The sequence below is a fragment of the Streptomyces sp. NPDC048664 genome (assembly GCF_040650555.1).
Lineage (GTDB): Bacteria > Actinomycetota > Actinomycetes > Streptomycetales > Streptomycetaceae > Streptomyces.
Genome location: NZ_JBEZHK010000021.1, coordinates 1 through 20302 on the forward strand (window position 1 = coordinate 1; position 20302 = coordinate 20302).

The following is a 20302-nucleotide window of genomic DNA, read 5'->3' on the forward strand; positions in this document are numbered from 1 at the left end:
TGGTACTGCAGGGGGGACCCTGTGGGAGAGTAGGACGCCGCCGAACAAATTGTGGGAAGACCCCGCACCTCATGGTGCGGGGTCTTCTGCGTTTACGGGCTCTTTTGAAGAGTTCGGGGGACCTCTGCGGCCCCCCCGAAGTCGATTCACCTCACAGTCGGCCGGCTGCCTTGAGCGCCAGATAGGCGTCCGCCAGCGCCGGCGCGAGATCGTCCGGCGTCGCGTCCACCACGGTGACACCTCGGCGGCGCAGTTGATCCGCCGTGCGCGTGCGTTCCGCCTGCGCCTGCGCGGCAGCCGCCGCCGCGTAGACCGCGTCCACATCTCCTCGGGCCGCCGCCATACCCGCGATGTGCGGATCCGCCACCGAGGCGACCAGCACGGTATGGCGCTGGGTGAGACGGGCCAGCACCGGCAGGAGGCCCTCCTCGACGGGGGCCGCGTCCAGAGTGGTCAACAGGACGATCAGAGCCCGCCGGGGCGCCGTACGCAGGATGGTTCCGGCCAGGCCCCGCGCGTCCGTCTCCGTGAGTTCCGGCTCCAGCGTCGCCATGGCGTTGACCAGCGACGGCAGCAGCTCGCGCGCGCCCCGTCCCTGGACCAGGGCACGCACCGTGCGGTCGAAGGCGAGCAGATCCACCCGGTCGCCGGCCCGGGAGGCCAGCGCCCCCAACAGCAGTGCCGCGTCCATGGAAGCGTCCAGGCGCGGTGCGTCACCGACCCGGCCCGCCGAGGTGCGGCCCGTGTCCAGGACCAGCAGGATGTTCCGGTCGCGCTCGGGGCGCCAGGTCCGCACCGCGACCGTGGTCTGACGTGCCGTCGCCCGCCAGTCGATGGAACGCGTGTCGTCGCCGGGCACGTACTCCCGCAGACTGTCGAACTCGGTCCCCTCACCCCGTGTCAGCACGCTGGTCCGGCCGTCGAGTTCACGCAGCCTGGCCAGCTTCGAGGGCAGATGCTTGCGGCTGGTGAACGGCGGCATGACCCGCACCGTCCACGGCACCTGGTGGCTGCCCTGACGGGCGAACAGACCGAGCGGCCCGTAGGAGCGGACCGTGACACGGTCGGCGGTGCGGTCACCCCGGCGGGTGGGACGCAGACGGGTGGTCACCCGGCGGCGCTCTCCGGCCGGAACGGACAGACGGTGCCGTGAGGCCTCCACCTCGGTGCCGGGCTGCCAGCTGCTGGGCGGCCAGGCGTCACGGAGGCGGGCACGCAGCGGCCGGTTCGAAGGGTTGGTGACGGTGAGCGTCACGTCCGCGGCCTCGCCCAGGCGTACCGATGTGTCCCCGGAACGGTCCAGGCGCAGCCGCCGTACGGGAGCGGCCAGCGCGTAGTCGCAGGCGCACGCCAGCGCGAGGGAGCCGTTGACGGCGAGGACGCCCGTCCAGCCGGGTTCCCAGATCCCGACCGGGAGGGTGCCGAGTGCCGCCAGCAGCGCGGCGCGTCCGGTGAGAGCCATCAGCGGGGGACAGGGACGTGGGAGAGGATCGCGGTGATGACGGAGTCGGGAGTCACGCCCTCCATCTCCGCTTCGGGGCGGAGCTGGATCCGGTGCCTGAGCGTCGGGAGGGCCAGCGCCTTCACATCGTCCGGGATGACGTAGTCACGACCCGTCAGCCATGCCCAGGCCCTGGAGGTGGCCAGGAGGGCCGTGGCACCTCGCGGTGACACGCCGAGGGTGAGCGACGGAGACTCACGGGTGGCGCGGCAGAGGTCCACGACATAGCCGGCGATCTCGGGAGAGACCGTCGTCTTGGCGACCGCCGCGCGTGCGGCTTCGAGGTGGGCGGCGGTCGCCACCGGGCGCAGTCCGGCCGCGTGCAGATCACGCGGGTTGAAGCCCGCGGCGTGGCGGGTCAGGACGTCGATCTCGTCCTGGCGCGAGGGCAGAGGGATCGTCAACTTGAGCAGGAAGCGGTCGAGCTGGGCCTCCGGCAGGGGATAGGTGCCCTCGTACTCGACCGGGTTCTGGGTCGCCGCGACCAGGAACGGGTCGGGCAGGAGACGCGGGGTTCCGTCGACGGTGACCTGGCGTTCCTCCATCGCCTCGAGGAGGGAGGACTGGGTCTTGGGCGGCGTGCGGTTGATCTCGTCCGCGAGGAGCAGGTTGGTGAAGACCGGGCCGGGCTGGAAGGAGAACTCCGCGCTCCGCGCGTCGTAGACGAGGGAGCCCGTCACATCGCTCGGCATCAGATCGGGCGTGAACTGGACCCGCTTGGTGTCGAGTTCCAGCGCGGACGCCAGAGCCCGCACGAGCAGGGTCTTGGCGACACCGGGCACACCCTCGAGAAGGACGTGGCCGCGGCACAGGAGGGCGACGACGAGGCCGGTGACGGCGGGGTCCTGGCCGACCACGGCCTTGGCGATCTCCGCGCGCAGGGCCTCCAGCGAGGCGCGGGCGTCGCCCGCTTCTCCGGTGTGCCCGGCGTTGTCAGTGGTCGGGTCCATCATGGACGTCGTACCTCTCCTTCGAGAGCGTCGAGTTGGTCGGCGAGCGCGGTCAGGGCCGCGTCGTCGTGCGGTGGCGGGCCGAAGAGCAGGGAATGCAGGGACTGTTCGCGGCCGTGCAGGTGCGCGGACAGGGCCGGGAGCAGCGCCTCGGGCGTGTGCGCCTGGGCGAGAGGGGCGCCCACGAGGGGTGCGAGGCGGGCGCGGGTGGCGGAGCGCAGGGCGCCGGCCGCGCGGTCGCGGGCGGCCGCCTTGCGGTAGAGGCGGGCGCGGCCTTCGGCGGTCTCGGAGGCGCGGATCGCGACAGGGAGTTTTTCGGGGACGAGCGGGCCGAGCCGGCGGGCCCGCCACAGGGCGGCGAGTGCCGCGGCGATGAAGAGTTGCAGAGTGCCCCAGAGCCAGCTCGAGGGGAGCAGGTCGAAGAAGCTCTTGCGGTCCGTGTCGAGAGCTGAGGTGTCGGACAGTGAGGGGAGGTACCAGACCAGATGAGGCCGGGAACCGAGCAGTTGCAGGGCGAGCGAGGCGTTGCCCTGCTCGTCGAGGCTGTCGTTGTAAAGGATGGCGGCCGAGCCGAGGACGACGGTGTCGCCGCCGTGCGAGGCGGCCGGGAGGCGCACCAGGCTGGGCAGTCCGTCGCTGGGGTAGCAGGTGTCGGCGCCGGCGGTGCTCGTCTCGTAGCGGAGACCGGCGGTGTCGGCGCTGCCCGCGCGCCGGGCGGCGGCCAGGGTGCACTGGGGGTCCAGCGTCGAGTCGATGCTGGTGGGCGGGTTGGCCTGGAGGCCGGGGACGAGGGTGGCGGCCGAGATCTCGGGGGCGATCAGAACGGTCCGGCCGCCGGAGTCCTCCGTCGCCTGGCGCATCAGCTTCTGCTGGCGTCGCGTCAGCAGGTCGGGTGCCGCGACCAGCAGCGTGGTGTCGGGTCCGGTCGCGGCGCGCGCCTCGCGAAGGGTGGTGACGACACGTGTGGACACGCCTCGGTCGCCGAGGAGCGCGGCGACGGCACGGCTGCCGTAGGGGTCGGCGGAGCGGGGGTCCAGCCGGCCGTGGTGGGTGTCCGAGCGGATGACCGCCATAGTGACGGCGCCGATCGCGAGAAGGACGACGGCGAGCAGGATCCCGCGTGTCCGCGTCCAGACATGGCGCACGGTGGGCGAGACCGAGGTGGAGGTGAGCGTGGCCTCGGTGGTCATCGGGCGCCTCCCCGGCCGGTGCTGTCGGCCGTGGCGAGGGCGGTGTCGGTGAGCTGGGGCCTGGTGCCCTTCAGATCGTCGTCCAGGGCGGTGAGTCGGCGGTACGAGGGTTCATCCGCGGACCGGCCGCCGTACGTGACGTCGTCGAAGTCCCGGGCGGCGGCGCGCAGCCGTTCCGCGTGGCCGGGCAGGGCGCGGCCGGCTTCGGAGGCGGTCTCGTCGGCGGTGCGGCCGGGGCGGACGTCGAGCAGGGCGCGTTCCTCCAGGGAGCGGACGATCGCGCGCATGCGTTCCTGGACGGCCTGGCTCCAGTGGCCCTGGGCGGCGTGCGCCTCCGCGGCCGCGCGGTGTTCGGCGGCACTTCGAGGGCGGTCGTCGAAGAGCGCCGCGGACGTGGTGGGCGTGCGCCGCGGGGTGCCCAGGCGCCACCACAGGGCCGCGGCGAGCGCGAGGACGACCAGCACGATGACGACCAGGCCCACGCCGCCGCCGGGTGTCGCGGCCGAGGCGCCCTTGAGGAGCCCGTCGATCCAGTCCCAGAAGGCGTTGATGGCGCGCTGCAGCAGGCCGGGGTCGTTCTCGTGGTACAGCCGCTTGGACAGTTCCCGCCGGGCCGCCTCCCGCGCGGGGTCGCGCGGGAGGGTCACCGGTGGTTCGTCGCCCCCGCGCCACAGCACCGGCGCGATGCTCGACATTCCCCCCGTGAAGCTCACCGCATCAGCTCCTGGGGGTGGCGCCGGAAGGGGTGGCCGCGGGGTCCGGCAGGCCGGCTGCGCGGGCCAGGTCGAGGTCGAGGGCCTCCCGCCGGATGCGCTGGTCGATGTAGAGCAGCACGGTCACGCCCGCGGTGAGCGGGAGGGTGACCATGCGGCCGATGACCGCGCCGATCCCGCTGACGAGGAGGAACGTCCAGCCGAGGCCGGCGTTGTCGCCGTTGACGAGGCCGGCGAAGCCTCCACCGTCGAGCGTCCCGGCGAGGATGATGAAGGGGAGCACGATGAGCGAGGAGACGATGGCTGCGATGACCTGCGCGAGCGCCTGGATGCTGGAGATCCGCCACCACGAGCCGCGTACGAGTTTCGCGGAGCGGCTCAGCGACTTGCGGATGCTCTGCCGCTCCAGCATGAGGGCGGGCGCGGCGAGCGCGTAGCGGTTCATGATCCACACGGTGATCGCGGTGGCGCCGAGACCGCCGAGGAAGGACAGCGCGACACCGGCGGGGACCGAGGCGGTGGTGGCGACGAGGACGCCGGGCGCGATGCCCGCCGTCATGATCGCCAGGGCGATGAGCGGCAGCAGCAGGGTGAGGCCGAGCAGCCTGACCAGTTGCGGCCGGGGAAGGCGCCCGGCCCGCGTGTTCGCGGACGCCGCCGTACCGAGCACGGCCCGGCTGGTCACGGGCGCGAGCAGGCCCGCCGTGGCGATCGCGGCGAGCAGGAGGATCAGCATCAGGGTGCCGGAGCTGAGCATCGTGTTGCCCAGGGCACGGCTGAGGTCGTGCGCGGAGGCGTCGGGGTTGTTCAGGGTGTTCGAGGTGGCGCGGTCGTCCAGGAAGAGCTTCTGCGCCACGAGGACGACGATCTCCATGACCACGGCGACGGCCAGCGAGATGCCGAGGACCGGGCGCCAGTGCGCGCGCATCGTGGAGACCGCGCCGTCGAGGATCTCGCCGAGGCCGAGCGGGCGCAGCGGGATGATGCCGGGCTTGGCGGCGGGGGGCGGACCCCAGGCGCCGGCCCAGTGCGCGCCCGGGACGCCGTGGCCGGGGGTGCCCCAGCCGCCGTGGCCGTGGCCGTAGCCGGGGCCGCCGGGGCCCATGGGCGGGCGGGGGCCCCAGCCCGGGCCGGGCTGCGGTGCGCTCTGGCCGGGTCCCTGGGGGTGGGGAGCGGTCCACTGCCCGGACGGGGGCTGCTCCTTGGACCACTGGGGCGGCTGCGCCTGGTCGGCGTCGCGCTGGTCCGAGGGCTGCTCCGGCGGCTGGGAGCCGGACGTGCCCGGCTGCTGCCCGTCGGAGGGGGCAGATCCGGGCGAGGCCCAGCCCGGAGTGTCTTCCATCGTCGCTCCTTCACGCTGCCCGTCCGCACTCGCGGGCGAGTTGGCAGCCATCGTGCCATGGGGGGTCCGCGGGTGGACCAGTGGGAGAGGTGGCTGCACACCTTCAATTGTCCGTCGGAAAGGGGGCAGACTGACGGCATGGCTGATCAGTGCGCGCAATCCGGTGAGGACAGGCAGTGGGTGGGGATACCGGTGATCCGCTGGGACGAGCCGCCCGAGGGGCCCGTGCTGGTACTTCTCGACCAGAGAAGGCTTCCCGCCGAGGAAGTCGAGTTCGTGTGCACGGACGCCCCCGCGCTGGTGGAGGCGATCCGTACCCTCGCGGTGCGCGGGGCGCCGCTGCTGGGCATCGCGGGCGCATACGGTGTCGCGCTCGCCGCCGCGCGCGGTTTCGACGTGGAGGAGGCCGCCGCCGCGCTGGCGGAGGCCCGGCCCACCGCGGTGAACCTGGCTGTCGGCGTGCGCAGGGCCCTGGCCGCGTTCCGTACGGCGCTCGCCGACGGCGGCGGCGAGGAGGGGGCCGCGGCGGCGGCGCTCGCCGCGGCGCGGGTGCTGCACCAGGAGGACGCGCGGGCCAGCGCGGACATGGCGCGGCACGGTCTGGCGCTGCTGGACGAACTGCTGCCGGCCGGTGGCCACCGGGTGCTCACCCACTGCAACAGCGGGGCGCTGGTCTCCGGTGGGGAGGGCACGGGCTTCGCGGTGGCGTTGGCGTCGCACCGGGCGGGGCGGCTGCGCAGGCTGTGGGTGGACGAGACGCGGCCTTTGCTGCAAGGTGCTCGCTTGACGGCATACGAGGCGGCACGCAACGGGATGGCGTACACCTTGCTCACGGACAACGCGGCGGGTTCGCTGTTCGCGTCCGGTGAGGTGGACGCCGTGCTGATCGGGGCGGACCGGATCGCGGCCGATGGTTCGGTGGCGAACAAGGTGGGGAGCTATCCGCTTGCTGTGCTGGCGAAGTACCACCACGTTCCGTTCATCGTGGTGGCGCCGGTGACGACGGTGGACCCGGCCACGCCGGACGGGGCCTCCATCGAGGTCGAGCAGCGGCCCGGACACGAGGTGACGGAGGTCATCGCGCCCCGGGCGCCGATGGCGGGCACGCACGCGGGAGGTGGGATACCGGTGGCACCCCTGGGGACCCAGGTGTACAACCCTGCTTTCGACGTGACGCCGCCCGAGTTGGTGACGGCGATCGTCACCGAAGCGGGGGTCGTCTCGCCCGTGACGGCCGAGGCACTCGCTGTGCTGTGTGACAGGTCACGCCAGGTAACGATTTAGTTAATGGGATGATGTGGTCCATGAAGGGACGAGTCCTTGTCGTCGACGACGACACCGCACTGGCCGAGATGCTCGGCATCGTGCTGCGTGGTGAGGGTTTTGAGCCGTCGTTCGTGGCAGACGGCGACAAGGCGCTGGCCGCCTTTCGCGAGTCCAAGCCCGATCTGGTGCTGCTCGATCTGATGCTGCCCGGGCGGGACGGCATCGAGGTGTGCCGCCTGATCAGGGCGGAGTCCGGCGTGCCGATCGTCATGCTCACGGCCAAGAGTGACACCGTGGACGTCGTGGTCGGCCTCGAGTCCGGCGCGGACGACTACATCGTCAAGCCGTTCAAGCCGAAGGAGCTCGTGGCCCGCATCCGGGCGCGGCTGCGGAGGTCGGAGGAGCCGGCGCCCGAGCAGCTCGCCATAGGCGACCTCGTCATCGACGTGGCCGGTCACTCCGTGAAGCGGGACGGTCAGTCGATCGCGCTGACGCCGCTGGAGTTCGACCTGCTGGTGGCGCTGGCGCGCAAGCCGTGGCAGGTGTTCACCCGCGAGGTCCTGCTGGAGCAGGTCTGGGGCTACCGCCACGCCGCGGACACCCGTCTTGTCAATGTTCATGTCCAGCGGCTGCGCTCCAAGGTCGAGAGGGACCCGGAGCGGCCGGAGATCGTGGTGACCGTACGTGGTGTCGGCTACAAGGCCGGACCCAGCTGACATGTCGCGGGACAGTGCCGCTGCGGCGCCCGGGGGGCCGGGAGTTCGTTCTCAGCGGACTGTCGGGCGACGAGGTTCCGGCTGGGACGGTTTCTTCGAGGGCGGGCTGCTTCAGGGCGGAGTCCAGGGCAGCCCGGTCCTTCGGCTGGTGATGCGCTGGGTGCGCCGTCCCCTGCTGCCCGTGATGCGGCTGTGGCGGCGCAACATCCAGCTCAAGATCGTCGTCACCACCCTGCTGATGTCACTCGGAGTGGTGCTGCTGCTCGGCTTCGTCGTCATCGGCCAGGTGCGCAACGGGCTGCTGGACGCCAAGGTCAAGGCCTCGCAGAGCCAGGCCGTGGGCGGTTTCGCGGTGGCCGGGCAGCGGGCCGACAGCGCGGCGAGCGCCAGCGACGGCAACGACAACCCGGGCACCGGCGGCAACCCCGTGCAGAACGTCAGCGGGTGGATGGGCGACCTGGTGGAGTCGCTCTCCAGCGGCGGCCAGGGCGCCTTCGACGTGGTGACGCTCAGCACCACCGCGGCGGACGACGACAACCGGGGACTCGGGCCGCGCGCCTCGGGCGGGGTGGACCCGAGCATGAGCGTCCCGGAGGGCCTGCGCAAGCGCCTGGACTCCGGTATGGGAGTCGCCCAGAGCTACACCCGCATCGTCTACACCGACGGCGACCGGGAACCGCAGCCCGGGCTCATCATCGGCAAGCAGATCAACGACCCCAACGGGGACGCCTACCAGCTGTACTACCTCTTCCCGCTCACGCAGGAGGAGAAGTCGCTGAGCCTGGTCAAGGGGACGCTCGCGACCGCCGGGCTCTTCGTGGTAGTCCTCCTCGGCGCCATCGCCTGGCTCGTGGTGCGCCAGGTCGTCACACCCGTGCGGATGGCCGCGGGCATCGCCGAACGGCTGTCCGCGGGGCATCTGCAGGAACGTATGAAGGTCACCGGCGAGGACGACATCGCACGCCTGGGTGAGGCCTTCAACAAGATGGCCCAGAACCTCCAGCTCAAGATCCAGCAGCTGGAGGACCTGTCGCGGATGCAGCGGCGCTTCGTGTCCGACGTGTCGCACGAGCTGCGCACCCCGCTGACCACGGTGCGGATGGCGGCCGACGTCATCCACGAGGCACGGGTCGACTTCGATCCGGTGACCGCGCGGTCGGCCGAGCTGCTGGCGGACCAGCTGGACCGGTTCGAGTCGCTGCTCGCGGACCTGCTGGAGATCAGCCGCTTCGACGCGGGCGCGGCGGCCCTGGAGGCCGAGCCGATCGACCTGCGCGAGGTGGTGCGCCGTGTCGTGACCGGCGCCGCGCCGCTCGCCGAACGCAAGGGCACCCAGATCCGGGTCGTGGGCGATCAGCAGCCCGTGGTGGCGGAGGCGGACGCCCGGCGGGTGGAACGGGTGCTGCGCAACCTCGTGGTCAACGCGGTCGAGCACGGCGAGGGCAAGGACGTCACGGTCAAGCTCGCCGCGGCCGGCGGCGCGGTGGCCGTCGCGGTGCGCGACTACGGCGTGGGGCTCAAACCCGGCGAGGCGACGCGGGTCTTCAGCCGCTTCTGGCGGGCGGACCCGGCGCGCGCGCGGACCACCGGCGGCACGGGCCTCGGCCTGTCCATCGCCCTGGAGGACGCCCGGCTGCACGGCGGCTGGCTCCAGGCGTGGGGCGAGCCGGGCGGCGGCTCCCAGTTCCGCCTGACCCTGCCGAGGACCGCCGACGAGCCGCTGCGGGGCTCCCCGATACCTCTGGAGCCGATGGACTCGCGCCGCAATCGCGGGCTCGGCGACGCCGGACTGCCGCACGCCGGCTTCGGTGACAAGCTCGCCACGGTGCCGATGCAGGCCACCGGTGAGCACATGCCCCCGCACGCGTCGATCACGCCCCGCCCGGCCGCGGTGCCCACGGCGGACCCGACGGCGCTGCCCGGCAACGGCGCCCGGGTCGTACCCCGGCCCGCCCAGGCCGTGCGGCGCGGCGACGACAGGACACAGGGGCCCGCACAGGGCCCGGGACCGGACGAGCGGGAGCAAGGGGAGGCGTTTCGTGGGCGCTGAGGGGGGCGGCCGGCGGCGCGCGCTGCGCTGGGGAATCTCCACCGGATGCGGCGCCGTGCTGCTGACGGGGTGCGCCACGATGCCGGACAGCGGGGGGCTGAGCGGAGTCGAGTCCACGCCCCACCAGGAGGCGCAGGTCCGGGTCTTCGCCGTGCCGCCGCGCGAGAACGCCTCGCCCGGGGAGATCGTGCAGGGCTTCCTTGAGGCGCTGACCAGCGACGACCCGCGGTACGAGACGGCGCGGCAGTATCTGACGGACGGCGCCCGCCGCCGGTGGGATCCGGACGCCTCCACCACCGTGCTGTCCGACGGGCCCAACGCGGACTCGCAGCGCCACGTGGGCGACCAGGGGACGGGCGACGCCTACACGTACACCCTGACCGGCAGCAAGCTCGCCGTGGTGGACGAGCAGCACGCCTACACGCCGGACTCGGGCGGCTACAGCGGGACGGTGCGCCTCACGCTGGACAGGACGACCAGACAGTGGCGCATCGACTCCCTGCCACCGGGCGTGGTGATGGGGAAGTCCGACTTCCAGCGCAACTACGTGTCCGTCGACAAGTACTACTACGCCTCAAACGTGCCCGCCGGCCCCGGCGGGCAGCTGAACACCGTCGCCGACCCGGTGTACGTGCGCAGCAAGGTGGACCCCGTGACATCGATGGTCAGCTCGCTGCTGAAGGGGCCCACGCGCTGGCTGGACCCGGTGGCGACGTCGAGCTTCCCGACGGGCACGGCGCTCGCCAAGGGCGTCGCCTCGCTGTCGCCCGACGACCAGAACAAGCTGACGGTGCCGCTCAACGCCAAGGCGGACCGGGTCGGGCAGACCCAGTGCTCCAGGATGGCCGCGCAGCTGCTGTTCACGCTCCAGGACCTGACGCCCACCGGTGTGAGCGAGATCGAGCTGCAGCGGTCGAACGGCCGGCGCCTGTGCGCGCTGAACGAGAACCGGGCCGAGCTCATCGCCGCGCACGGCACGGCCAGGCATCCCGACTACGGGTACTTCCTGGACGGCAAGCAGCGGCTCGTGCGGCTGGCCAGCGGCAGTACCTCCACGGAGCCCGACCCGGTGCCGGGCGCGCTGGGTGAGGAGACCCGGAGGCTGAGCACGGCCGCCGTGTCACGCGACGAGACGAGCGCGGCCGGTGTCTCGGCCGACGGGCGCTTCCTGTACGTCGGGTCGCTGGTCGCGGGAGCCTCGATCGGTGAGCCGGTGCTCTCCAGCCAGGGCCCCACACCGCAGGACCGGCTGATAACGCCGAGCTGGGACGGCGCGGGCGACCTGTGGGTGGCCGACCGCGACCCGCAGCACCCTCGACTGGTGGTGCTGCGCCAGGGCGCGGGTGAGCCGCTTCAGGTGCACACCCCGGGGCTCGACGGGCGTGTGAACGCGGTGCGGGTGGCGGCGGACGGCGCGCGGATCGCGTTGATCGTGGAGAAGGGCGGGAGGACCTCCCTGCAGATCGGGCGCGTCGACCGGCGCAGCGGGGCCGACGGGCGGATCGACATCTCGATCCAGGGGCTGCATTCCGTGACGCCTCAGCTGGAGGAGGTCACGGCGGTGTCGTGGGCCGGGGACAGCCGGCTCGTGATGGTCGGGCGCGAGTCCGACGGCGTGCAGCAGCTGCGGTACGTGCAGGTCGACGGATCCACACCGGCCGGAAACGCGCCGGCCTCGCTCACGGGCGTCAAGCAGATCGCGGCGTCCGAGGACGACCGGCTGCCGCTGGTGGCGTACTCGGAGGACGGGATCGTGCGTCTGTCCGCCGGGGCGCAGTGGCAGAAGGTCCTCAAGGACGGAACGGCGCCCGTCTACCCGGGGTGACCCGGCAGCGAGGCCGGCCAAAACCCGCCGCGGCTGTCCACAGGGAGTTTTCCACAGGCCTGGCGGCCTTCCGCCGGTCTGGGCACAGTGGTGGTCATGCGCGAGTGGTGGCGGGACCTCACCGACCTGGTGCTGCCGGCCGAGTGCGGCGGCTGCGGCAGGCTTCGCACCCTGCTCTGCCCCCCGTGCCGCGAGGCGCTCCACGGCCGCGCACCGCGCGATGTGGGACCGGTACCGCGGCCGCCGGGCCTGCCCCCGGTGCACGCGGCGGCGGCGTACGCGGGCGTGGTGCGCGCTGTTGTCCTGGCCCACAAGGAGCGGGGCGCCCTGGCGCTGGCGGCACCGCTGGGGACGGCCCTGGCCGGGGCCGTGCGGGCCGGCCTGGCAGCGGAGGGTGACGGGCCCGGCCGCGGGGTGCCCGTGCTGCTCGTTCCCGTGCCCTCCGCGCGCCGTGCGGTGCGGGCCAGGGGGCACGATCCGGTGCGGCGGATCGCCCTCGCGGCGGCGGGGGAGCTGCGCAGGACCGGGCTCTCGGCCCGGGTGGCGGCGGTGCTGCGGCAGCGGCGTCCGGTGGCCGATCAGGCCGGGCTCAGCTCCCGGCAGCGGCTGGTCAACCTGGCGGACGCGCTGGAGGTGGCGGGCGGGATCGCCGGGCTGCCGGCCGGGGGCCGCGTGGTGCTCGTCGACGACGTGATGACCACCGGCGCGACGCTGAGCGAGGCCGCGCGCGCCGTCAGGTCGGCGCTCGCCGGCCCCCGGACGAGGGACAGGGAGGTGTACCCGCGCGATGCAGGGGAAGCAAGGGGGGAACGAAGAGTGGTGCGGACGACGGCACGGTCGCATCGGGCGCGGGCGCCACAGGGAAAGGCCGCCGGGAACGGCCTTGGGGACCGCGTCCTTGCGGCGGTGGTCGCGGCTTCACCGGAGGCTTTCGAAACAAACCGGAACTGACCGAGAACCTGCGTCGTTGCAGGTAATGAGCAGGTCAATTCACCTGAACGGAGGTACGGGGCAGTAGAGGGTGACGACATCCGTCCGGGCGAGATATGTTCGGGTGGTGAGGGAAAGGCGCAGGCCGTCCCCGCCAATTCGAATGCCGTGCTGCGGGTATTGCGCAATCGCTCGCAGCGGCGGGGTGGAGATCGCGCCCATGGGGGAGGAGGAGGTGGAAGTCACCGAGTCCGAGGCTCCGGTGCTCGCCGGAGCCTGGTGCACCAAGGGAGATGCTCCGCCAGGAAGTGCGGAGCTATCCGGGAACGGAGTTCTGCGTGGACATCGTCGTCAAGGGCCGCAAGACCGAGGTGCCCGAGCGGTTCCGGAAGCACGTGGCCGAGAAGCTGAAGCTGGACAAGATCCAGAAGCTCGATGGCAAGGTGATCAGCCTCGACGTCGAGGTGTCCAAGGAGCCCAACCCCCGTCAGGCCGACCGGTCCGACCGGGTGGAGATCACTCTGTACTCGCGCGGTCCGGTGATCCGGGCGGAGGCGGCGGCCCGAGACCCGTACGCGGCACTCGACCTGGCGGCGGAGAAGCTCGAAGCCCGGCTGCGTAAGCAGCACGACAAGCGTCACACGCGTCGCGGCGTGCGCAGGCTCACCGCGGCCGAGGTCCCCGACCATGTCCCGGACGCCGCGACGCTCAACGGCAACGGCGAGGTCCTGGCGAGTGAGACGCCGGGTGGTGTGCCGGCGAAGCGGATCGGATCGCTCGAGGTACAGGGCGAAGGCCCCCTTGTCGTCCGCGAGAAGACCCACGTCGCGTCCCCGATGACGCTCGACCAGGCGCTCTACGAGATGGAACTGGTCGGACACGACTTCTATCTGTTCGTCGACTCCGACACCAAGCAGCCCAGCGTCGTCTACCGGCGGCACGCGTACGACTACGGCGTCATCCACCTCAGCACCGATCAGATGGTGGCGCAGGCGCAGATGGCAGGCGCCAGCGGAGCGCTCGGCGGCTGACCTTGCCGAGTGAGACGCGATGACCGGTGCCCCTGGTGAGCCTGTGCGCCCCCAGGGGCACCGGTATGCGACCACTTCACACCGCGCTCTGTCACCTGACTGCCGCCAGAGCATGGAATCATGGCGGCAACAGCCCAACCGGTGGGCAGTTGCCTTGGGTTGGCGATGGCTCAGGACCACGGGCCGCAGCCTTCAGGGGGAGGAACGATGGCGGACAGCTTCGGACCGATGCATGACGAGGACGTGGACGACGGCGTCGTCGGCATGGGCCCGGAGGAGGGCTCCGCACGCAAGGAGCCCATCCGTGTCCTCGTCGTGGACGACCATGCCCTTTTCCGTCGCGGCCTGGAGATCGTGCTCGCGGCGGAGGAGGACATCCAGGTCGTCGGGGAGGCGGGAGACGGCGCCGAGGCGGTCGACAAGGCCGCCGACCTGCTGCCCGACATCGTGCTGATGGATGTGCGCATGCCCCGACGGGGCGGGATCGAGGCCTGTACCTCCATCAAGGAGGTCGCACCCAGCGCGAAGATCATCATGCTGACGATCAGCGACGAAGAGGCCGATCTCTACGACGCGATCAAAGCCGGCGCCACCGGATATCTGCTCAAGGAGATCTCCACCGACGAGGTGGCCACCGCCATTCGCGCGGTCGCGGACGGCCAGTCGCAGATCAGCCCCTCCATGGCCTCCAAACTCCTCACCGAGTTCAAGTCGATGATCCAGCGGACCGATGACCGCCGTCTGGTGCCCGCACCCCGGCTGACCGACCGGGAACTGGAAGTCCTCAAACTCGTCGCCACCGGAATGAACAACCGGGACATCGCCAAGCAGTTGTTCATCTCGGAGAACACCGTGAAGAACCACGTGCGCAACATCCTGGAGAAGCTGCAACTGCACTCCAGGATGGAAGCCGTCGTCTACGCGATGCGGGAGAAGATCCTCGAGATCCGCTGAGGGCGCCCAGGGCTCAGCCCACGGTGTGGGCCAGCTCCCTCAGGAGGGGTTCGCGCAGCGCCGCGGACTCCACGCGCTCCACTCGGACGTTCGTGCAGTCCACCCAGGACGCCGCCTCCAGCAGGGCCTGGGCGACGGCCGGGACCGACCGGGCATCGTCCAGCGTGACCTGCCTGGCGACCAGGGTGCGGCCCTCGCGCGCCGGGTCCACCCGGCCCACCAGCCGACCGCCCGCCAGCACCGGCATCGCGAAGTAGCCGTGCACCCGCTTCGGCTTCGGGACGTACGCCTCCAGACGGTGCGTGAACCCGAAGACGCGCTCCGTGCGCGCCCTGTCCCAGATCAGGGAGTCGAACGGCGACAGCAGCGTCGTACGGTGCCTGCCGCGCGGCGGGGTCCCAAGGGCCGCCGGATCCGCCCAGGCCGGCTTGCCCCAGCCCTCCACCGCCACCGGCACCAGACCGGAGTCGGCGATCACGGCGTCGACCTGCTCGGCCTTGAGGCGGTGGTAGTCGGCGATGTCCGCGCGCGTGCCCACCCCGAGGGACTGGCCCGCCAGGCCGACCAGGCGGCGCAGGCACTCGGTGTCGTCCAGCCGGTCGTGCAGCAGGGCCTCCGGCACGGCCCGCTCGGCCAGGTCGTACACCCGCTTCCAGCCGCGGCGCTCGACACACACCACCTCGCCGTACATCAGCGCGCGCTCGACCGCGACCTTCGTCCCGGACCAGTCCCACCACTCGCTGGTCCTCTTGGCGCCGCCCAAGTCGGTCGCGGTCAGCGGCCCTTCGGCCCGCAGCTGCTTGATGACCTGCTCATAGGCGCCCTCCGGCAGCGAGTGGCCCCAGTGCGGCCGGGAGCGGTAGGCGCGGCGCCGGAACGCGAAATGCGGCCACTCCTCGATCGGCAGGATGCAGGCCGCGTGCGACCAGTACTCGAAGGCGTGGGGGTCGGCCGGGGTCCCGCCGTCGGACGAGGGCGTCCAGTACGCCGTGTCGACCGTCTTGCGTCCCACGGCGCCCAGCCGCGCGTACGGGATGAGTTCGTGGGAGCGGGCGAGCACCGAGATCGTGTCGAGCTGGACCGCGCCGAGGTGCCGCAGCACGCCGCGGACACCCGCCCTGCGGTCGGGGGCGCCGAGGAAACCCTGGGCGCGCAGGGCGATGCGGCGGGCCTCGTCGGCGGTCAGTTCGGTGGCGGGGAGGGGAAGACTCGGCATGGTCACACGGTAGGCGGTGCCACTGACATCCCGGCCCGGGCCGGGATGCCGTCCGGTCAGCGCCGCGCTCGCTCGGGTGCCGGGACATACGGTGCCGTCGACGGCAGCCCCAGGTCCGACGGCAGCAGCGAGCCCACCCAGTAGTCCCGACGCACGCCCTTGTTGCTGACCGCCGCGCGCAGCACGCCCTCCAGGGTGAAGCCGGCCCGTTCGGCCACGGTCCGCGAGCCCGCGTTGCCGACCTCGGCGCGCCACTCCACGCGGTCCACCCCCCGCTCGGTGAAGGCCCAGCGCGACGCGGCGAGCACCGCCTCCGTGACGTACCCGTTGCCCCGGTGCTCCTTCACCGCCCAGAAGCCGACCTCCGCGACCCCGGGCGAGCGCCCTGTGAGCGCGATCATGCCCGCCAGCTCGCCGGAGCGCAGGAATACGCCGAAGGTGAACATGGAGCCGTCGGCCCAGCCGTCGGGCACCAGCTGCCCGACGAACCCCTCCGCGTGCTCGCGCAGATACGGGGACGGCACGGTGGTCCAACGCCGGATGTCCGGGTCCTGCACGGCCGCGTGCACGGCGTCGGTGTCGTCCGGCCCCACGGTGCGCAGCACAAGACGGTCGGTGGTCAGCATGACGGGTTCCATCGCCTGATTCTGCTCGCTCGCCCGCCCCCGTGCCATGACATTTCGCCCTCGCCGAACAGCGGCCCGAACAGCGGCCCGAACAGCGGCCCGAACATCGGGTCGACCCCTGGACCGAACACCCGGCCCGCGCCCCCGCCCGCCGCCGCTGCGGGCGCCGCCCCGGCGCTCCCGGCGCCACGCCGTCGCTCCCCGCGCGCTCGTCACGGGCTGAAAGGACCGTTACTTTTCGTGGCACGGACGCGGCACCTTCGGCCTCGCCCGTCCGTTGTCCATACGGCTGTCACAGGCAGACCTCCCGGTGCGGCGGGGTCCTCGCTTACGATGGCCGTTGCTCAAGCTGTCATACGTAACCGACCGTCCCAGGCCCGACCGGCAAGGAGACAAACCCCCGTGTCCGTCCTCTCGAAGATCATGCGTGCAGGCGAAGGCAAGATCCTGCGCAAGCTGCACCGCATCGCGGACCAGGTCAACTCCATCGAAGAGGACTTCATCGACCTCTCCGACGCCGAGCTGCGGGCCCTCACCGACGAGTACAAGCAGCGGTACGCCGACGGCGAGAGCCTCGACGACCTGCTGCCCGAGGCTTTCGCCACGGTGCGCGAGGCCGCCAAGCGTGTCCTCGGCCAGCGGCACTACGACGTGCAGATGATGGGTGGCGCCGCGCTGCACCTCGGCTACGTCGCCGAGATGAAGACCGGTGAGGGCAAGACGCTCGTCGGCACCCTGCCCGCGTATCTCAACGCCCTCTCCGGAGACGGCGTCCACATCGTCACGGTCAACGACTACCTGGCCGAGCGGGACTCCGAGATGATGGGCCGGGTCCACAAGTTCCTGGGCCTCGAAGTCGGCTGCATCCTGGCCAACATGTCGCCGGCCGAGCGCCGCGAGCAGTACGGCTGCGACATCACCTACGGCACGAACAACGAGTTCGGCTTCGACTACCTGCGCGACAACATGGCGTGGTCGCAGGACGAGCTCGTCCAGCGCGGCCACAACTTCGCGATCGTGGACGAGGTCGACTCCATCCTCGTGGACGAGGCCCGTACGCCGCTGATCATCTCCGGCCCGGCCGACCAGGCCACCAAGTGGTACGGCGACTTCGCCAAGCTGGTCACCCGCCTGAAGAAGGGCGAGGCGGGCAACCCCCTCAAGGGCCTGGAGGAGACCGGCGACTACGACGTCGACGAGAAGAAGCGCACGGTCGCCATCCACGAGTCCGGCGTCTCCAAGGTCGAGGACTGGCTGGGCATCGACAACCTCTACGAGTCGGTGAACACCCCGCTGGTGGGCTACCTGAACAACGCCATCAAGGCCAAGGAGCTCTTCAAGAAGGACAAGGACTACGTCGTCATCGACGGCGAAGTCATGATCGTCGACGAGCACACGGGCCGTATCCTCGCCGGCCGCCGCTACAACGAGGGCATGCACCAGGCGATCGAGGCGAAGGAAGGGGTGGACATCAAGGACGAGAACCAGACGCTCGCCACGATCACCCTCCAGAACTTCTTCCGCCTCTACAACAAGCTCTCCGGCATGACCGGTACGGCGATGACCGAGGCCGCCGAGTTCCACCAGATCTACAAGCTCGGCGTGGTCCCGATCCCGACGAACAGGCCGATGGTCCGCAAGGACCAGTCCGACCTGATCTACCGGACCGAGGTCGCCAAGTTCGAGGCGGTCGTGGACGACATCGCCGAGAAGCACGAGAAGGGCCAGCCGATCCTGGTCGGCACCACCTCGGTCGAGAAGTCCGAGTACCTCTCGCAGCAGCTGGCCAAGCGCGGCATCCAGCACGAGGTGCTGAACGCCAAGCAGCACGAGCGTGAGGCGACGATCGTCGCCCAGGCCGGCCGCAAGGGCGCCGTGACCGTGGCCACCAACATGGCCGGCCGTGGCACGGACATCAAGCTCGGCGGCAACCCCGAGGACCTCGCCGAGGCCGAGCTGCGCCAGCGCGGCCTCGACCCCGAGGAGCACATCGAGGAGTGGGCGGCCGCGCTGCCGGCCGCCCTGGAGCGGGCCGAGCTCGCCGTCAAGGCCGAGAAGGACGAGGTCGAGGACCTCGGCGGCCTGTACGTGCTGGGCACCGAGCGGCACGAGTCGCGCCGTATCGACAACCAGCTGCGCGGTCGTTCCGGCCGTCAGGGCGACCCGGGCGAGTCCCGCTTCTACCTCTCGCTGGGCGACGACCTCATGCGCCTGTTCAAGGCGCAGATGGTCGAGCGGGTCATGTCGATGGCGAACGTGCCGGACGACGTGCCCATCGAGAACAAGATGGTCACCCGCGCCATCGCCTCGGCTCAGTCCCAGGTCGAGACGCAGAACTTCGAGACCCGTAAGAACGTCCTGAAGTACGACGAGGTCCTCAACCGGCAGCGCGAGGTCATCTACGGCGAGCGGCGCCGCGTCCTGGAGGGCGAGGACCTGCAGGAGCAGATCCAGCACTTCATGGACGACACCATCGACGCGTACGTCGGCGCCGAGACCGCCGAGGGCTTCGCGGAGGAGTGGGACCTGGACCGGCTGTGGGGTGCCTTCAAGCAGCTCTACCCGGTGAAGGTGACCATCGAGGAACTGGAGGACGAGGCCGGCGACCGGGCCGGGCTGACCGCCGAGTTCCTCAGCGAGTCCATCAAGGACGACATCCGCGCGCAGTACGAGCAGCGGGAGACGCAGCTCGGCTCCGAGATCATGCGGGAGCTGGAGCGGCGGGTCGTGCTGTCGGTTCTGGACCGCAAGTGGCGTGAGCACCTCTACGAGATGGACTACCTCCAGGAGGGCATCGGCCTGCGCGCGATGGCGCAGAAGGACCCGCTGGTGGAGTACCAGCGTGAGGGCTTCGACATGTTCACCGCGATGATGGAGGGCATCAAGGAGGAGTCCGTCGGCTACCTGTTCAACCTGGAGGTTCAGGTCGAGCAGCAGGTCGAGGAGGTTCCCGTCGAGGACGCGGCGCCCTCCTTGGAGAAGGAGGAGGCGGTGGCGGCGCAGGCCGCCCGTCCCGAGATCCGTGCCAAAGGCCTGGAGGCCCCGCAGCGCCGCGAGCGGCTGCACTTCTCCGCGCCGACGGTGGACGGCGAGGGCGGCATCGTCGAGGGCGACTTCGCCGACGACGAGGAGCCAGTGCGCTCGGAGGCGGACGGCCTCACGCGCGCCGAGCGCCGCAAGCAGGCGAAGAGTGCCGGTCGCCGCCGCAAGAAGTAAGTAGCGCCATGCCGGACGGCGTCGCCGCCTGGGCAGCGTGAGAGGCCGGGCACCCAGCAGGGTGCCCGGCCTCTCACGTCCCCGGACACGCAGTCGCCCTCCTTGACGCCACCCCCACAACGCCGCCGAGCCCTCTCGGGCCGGGCAGGCCATGCCGGCGCTCCCGGCCGGCCCGCCCGATCCCTGGCCCTCCAGCGGCCTTCCCGGACGGACCTCCAGCTCCGCCGGACCCTCGGGCCTCCCCGGGCCCCTCAGGCTTCCCGGGCTGGGGGCTTCCTGGGCTCCGCGGCTCTCGGCCCCTCAGGCTTCCCGGTCCTTCAGCCTCCCGGGCTCGGGTTCCCTGGGCTCCGGGTCTCTTGGCCCTCGGCTCTCGGCCCCGGCCCCCGGTTCGCGGGGTCTCCGGGCTTGCCGGGGCTTGCGGGGCCGTTGGGCCCCCGGTGCTGCGGGTCTCCTGACTCCTGGTCCCCGGGCCCCGTCCTCCCCGCTGGCCCGGCCCCCCTGCTTTGCCGGGTTCCTCGGGCTTCCCCGGGCTCGCGGGGCCGTTGGGCTCCTGGGCTTGTGGGTCTCCTGACCCCTGGTCTCCGGCTCCCGTCCTCCCCGCTCGCCTTGCCCCTCCCGGTTCGCCGGGGTCTCCGGGCTTGCCGGGGCTTGCGGGGTCGTTGGGCTCGCGGGGCTGCGGGTTTCCTGAGGCCTGGTCCCGGGCTCCCGTCCTCCCCGCTCGCCTCCTCCGGGTGTTGGGCTCCCGGGCTCTGTTGGACCTTCTGCACACATGGCCT

At 71.7% G+C, this 20302-nt stretch carries 15 protein-coding genes; 8 read left to right on the forward strand and 7 right to left on the reverse strand.

Annotation, left to right across the window (positions count from 1 at the left end; translation table 11 throughout):
• Positions 1 to 151: 151 nt before the first annotated feature.
• The 5 genes from AB0C59_RS22310 to AB0C59_RS22330 are packed head-to-tail and all read right to left on the reverse strand — an operon-like array spanning position 152 to position 5696.
• Positions 152 to 1462 carry a DUF58 domain-containing protein gene (locus AB0C59_RS22310; protein ID WP_363007161.1) on the reverse strand — a complete coding sequence of 437 codons (1311 nt, stop codon included), beginning with the start codon at positions 1460 to 1462 and terminating at the stop codon, positions 152 to 154.
• Positions 1462 to 2451 carry a MoxR family ATPase gene (locus tag AB0C59_RS22315; protein ID WP_363007370.1) on the reverse strand — a complete coding sequence of 330 codons (990 nt, stop codon included), beginning with the start codon at positions 2449 to 2451 and terminating at the stop codon, positions 1462 to 1464. Before AB0C59_RS22315 ends, AB0C59_RS22310 begins: the two co-directional genes overlap by 1 nt.
• Positions 2451 to 3641, reverse strand: coding sequence for a DUF4350 domain-containing protein (locus AB0C59_RS22320; protein WP_363007163.1), 1191 nt, complete (start codon positions 3639 to 3641; stop codon positions 2451 to 2453). Before AB0C59_RS22320 ends, AB0C59_RS22315 begins: the two co-directional genes overlap by 1 nt.
• Positions 3638 to 4336 carry a DUF4129 domain-containing protein gene (locus AB0C59_RS22325; RefSeq protein WP_363007372.1) on the reverse strand — a complete coding sequence of 233 codons (699 nt, stop codon included), beginning with the start codon at positions 4334 to 4336 and terminating at the stop codon, positions 3638 to 3640. Before AB0C59_RS22325 ends, AB0C59_RS22320 begins: the two co-directional genes overlap by 4 nt.
• A 22-nt stretch (positions 4337 to 4358) precedes the next feature.
• Positions 4359 to 5696 carry a hypothetical protein gene (locus AB0C59_RS22330; protein ID WP_363007165.1) on the reverse strand — a complete coding sequence of 446 codons (1338 nt, stop codon included), beginning with the start codon at positions 5694 to 5696 and terminating at the stop codon, positions 4359 to 4361.
• A 138-nt stretch (positions 5697 to 5834) separates the two neighbouring features.
• Between AB0C59_RS22330 and mtnA the strand changes: the two genes are divergently transcribed.
• From mtnA to AB0C59_RS22365, 7 genes are all read left to right on the forward strand, one after another.
• Positions 5835 to 6980 (forward strand): S-methyl-5-thioribose-1-phosphate isomerase, encoded by a 1146-nt coding sequence (gene mtnA / locus AB0C59_RS22335; RefSeq protein WP_363007167.1) that lies wholly within the window; start codon positions 5835 to 5837, stop codon positions 6978 to 6980.
• A gap of 8 nt (positions 6981 to 6988) precedes the next feature.
• Entirely contained in the window at positions 6989 to 7678 is a 690-nt protein-coding gene (gene mtrA, locus AB0C59_RS22340) for a two-component system response regulator MtrA (protein WP_363007169.1), read from the forward strand.
• A gap of 1 nt (position 7679) precedes the next feature.
• Positions 7680 to 9728, forward strand: coding sequence for an MtrAB system histidine kinase MtrB (mtrB, locus tag AB0C59_RS22345; RefSeq protein WP_363007171.1), 2049 nt, complete (start codon positions 7680 to 7682; stop codon positions 9726 to 9728).
• Between the two features lie 79 nt (positions 9729 to 9807).
• Complete coding sequence (locus tag AB0C59_RS22350; protein WP_363007374.1) at positions 9808 to 11553, forward strand: LpqB family beta-propeller domain-containing protein; 1746 nt, start codon at positions 9808 to 9810, stop codon at positions 11551 to 11553.
• A gap of 96 nt (positions 11554 to 11649) precedes the next feature.
• Positions 11650 to 12504, forward strand: coding sequence for a ComF family protein (locus AB0C59_RS22355; RefSeq protein ID WP_363007173.1), 855 nt, complete (start codon positions 11650 to 11652; stop codon positions 12502 to 12504).
• 272 nt (positions 12505 to 12776) lie between these two features.
• Positions 12777 to 13514: a ribosome-associated translation inhibitor RaiA gene (gene raiA / locus AB0C59_RS22360; protein WP_363007175.1), complete on the forward strand. Its 738-nt coding sequence runs from the start codon at positions 12777 to 12779 to the stop codon at positions 13512 to 13514.
• Positions 13515 to 13721: 207 nt separating this feature from the next.
• Complete coding sequence (locus AB0C59_RS22365; RefSeq protein ID WP_363007177.1) at positions 13722 to 14468, forward strand: response regulator transcription factor; 747 nt, start codon at positions 13722 to 13724, stop codon at positions 14466 to 14468.
• Positions 14469 to 14481: 13 nt separating this feature from the next.
• Here AB0C59_RS22365 and AB0C59_RS22370 read toward each other — a convergent pair whose 3' ends face one another.
• Together AB0C59_RS22370 and AB0C59_RS22375 are read right to left on the reverse strand one after the other, a co-directional pair.
• Positions 14482 to 15684, reverse strand: a complete 1203-nt coding sequence (locus AB0C59_RS22370) for a crosslink repair DNA glycosylase YcaQ family protein (protein WP_363007179.1) — start codon at positions 15682 to 15684, stop codon at positions 14482 to 14484.
• Positions 15685 to 15740: 56 nt separating this feature from the next.
• Positions 15741 to 16322 (reverse strand): GNAT family N-acetyltransferase, encoded by a 582-nt coding sequence (locus tag AB0C59_RS22375; protein WP_363007181.1) that lies wholly within the window; start codon positions 16320 to 16322, stop codon positions 15741 to 15743.
• 390 nt (positions 16323 to 16712) lie between these two features.
• On the opposite strand from AB0C59_RS22375, the gene secA reads away from it, so the two are divergent.
• Positions 16713 to 19526, forward strand: coding sequence for a preprotein translocase subunit SecA (gene secA, locus AB0C59_RS22380; protein ID WP_363007183.1), 2814 nt, complete (start codon positions 16713 to 16715; stop codon positions 19524 to 19526).
• Positions 19527 to 20302: the final 776 nt, after the last annotated feature.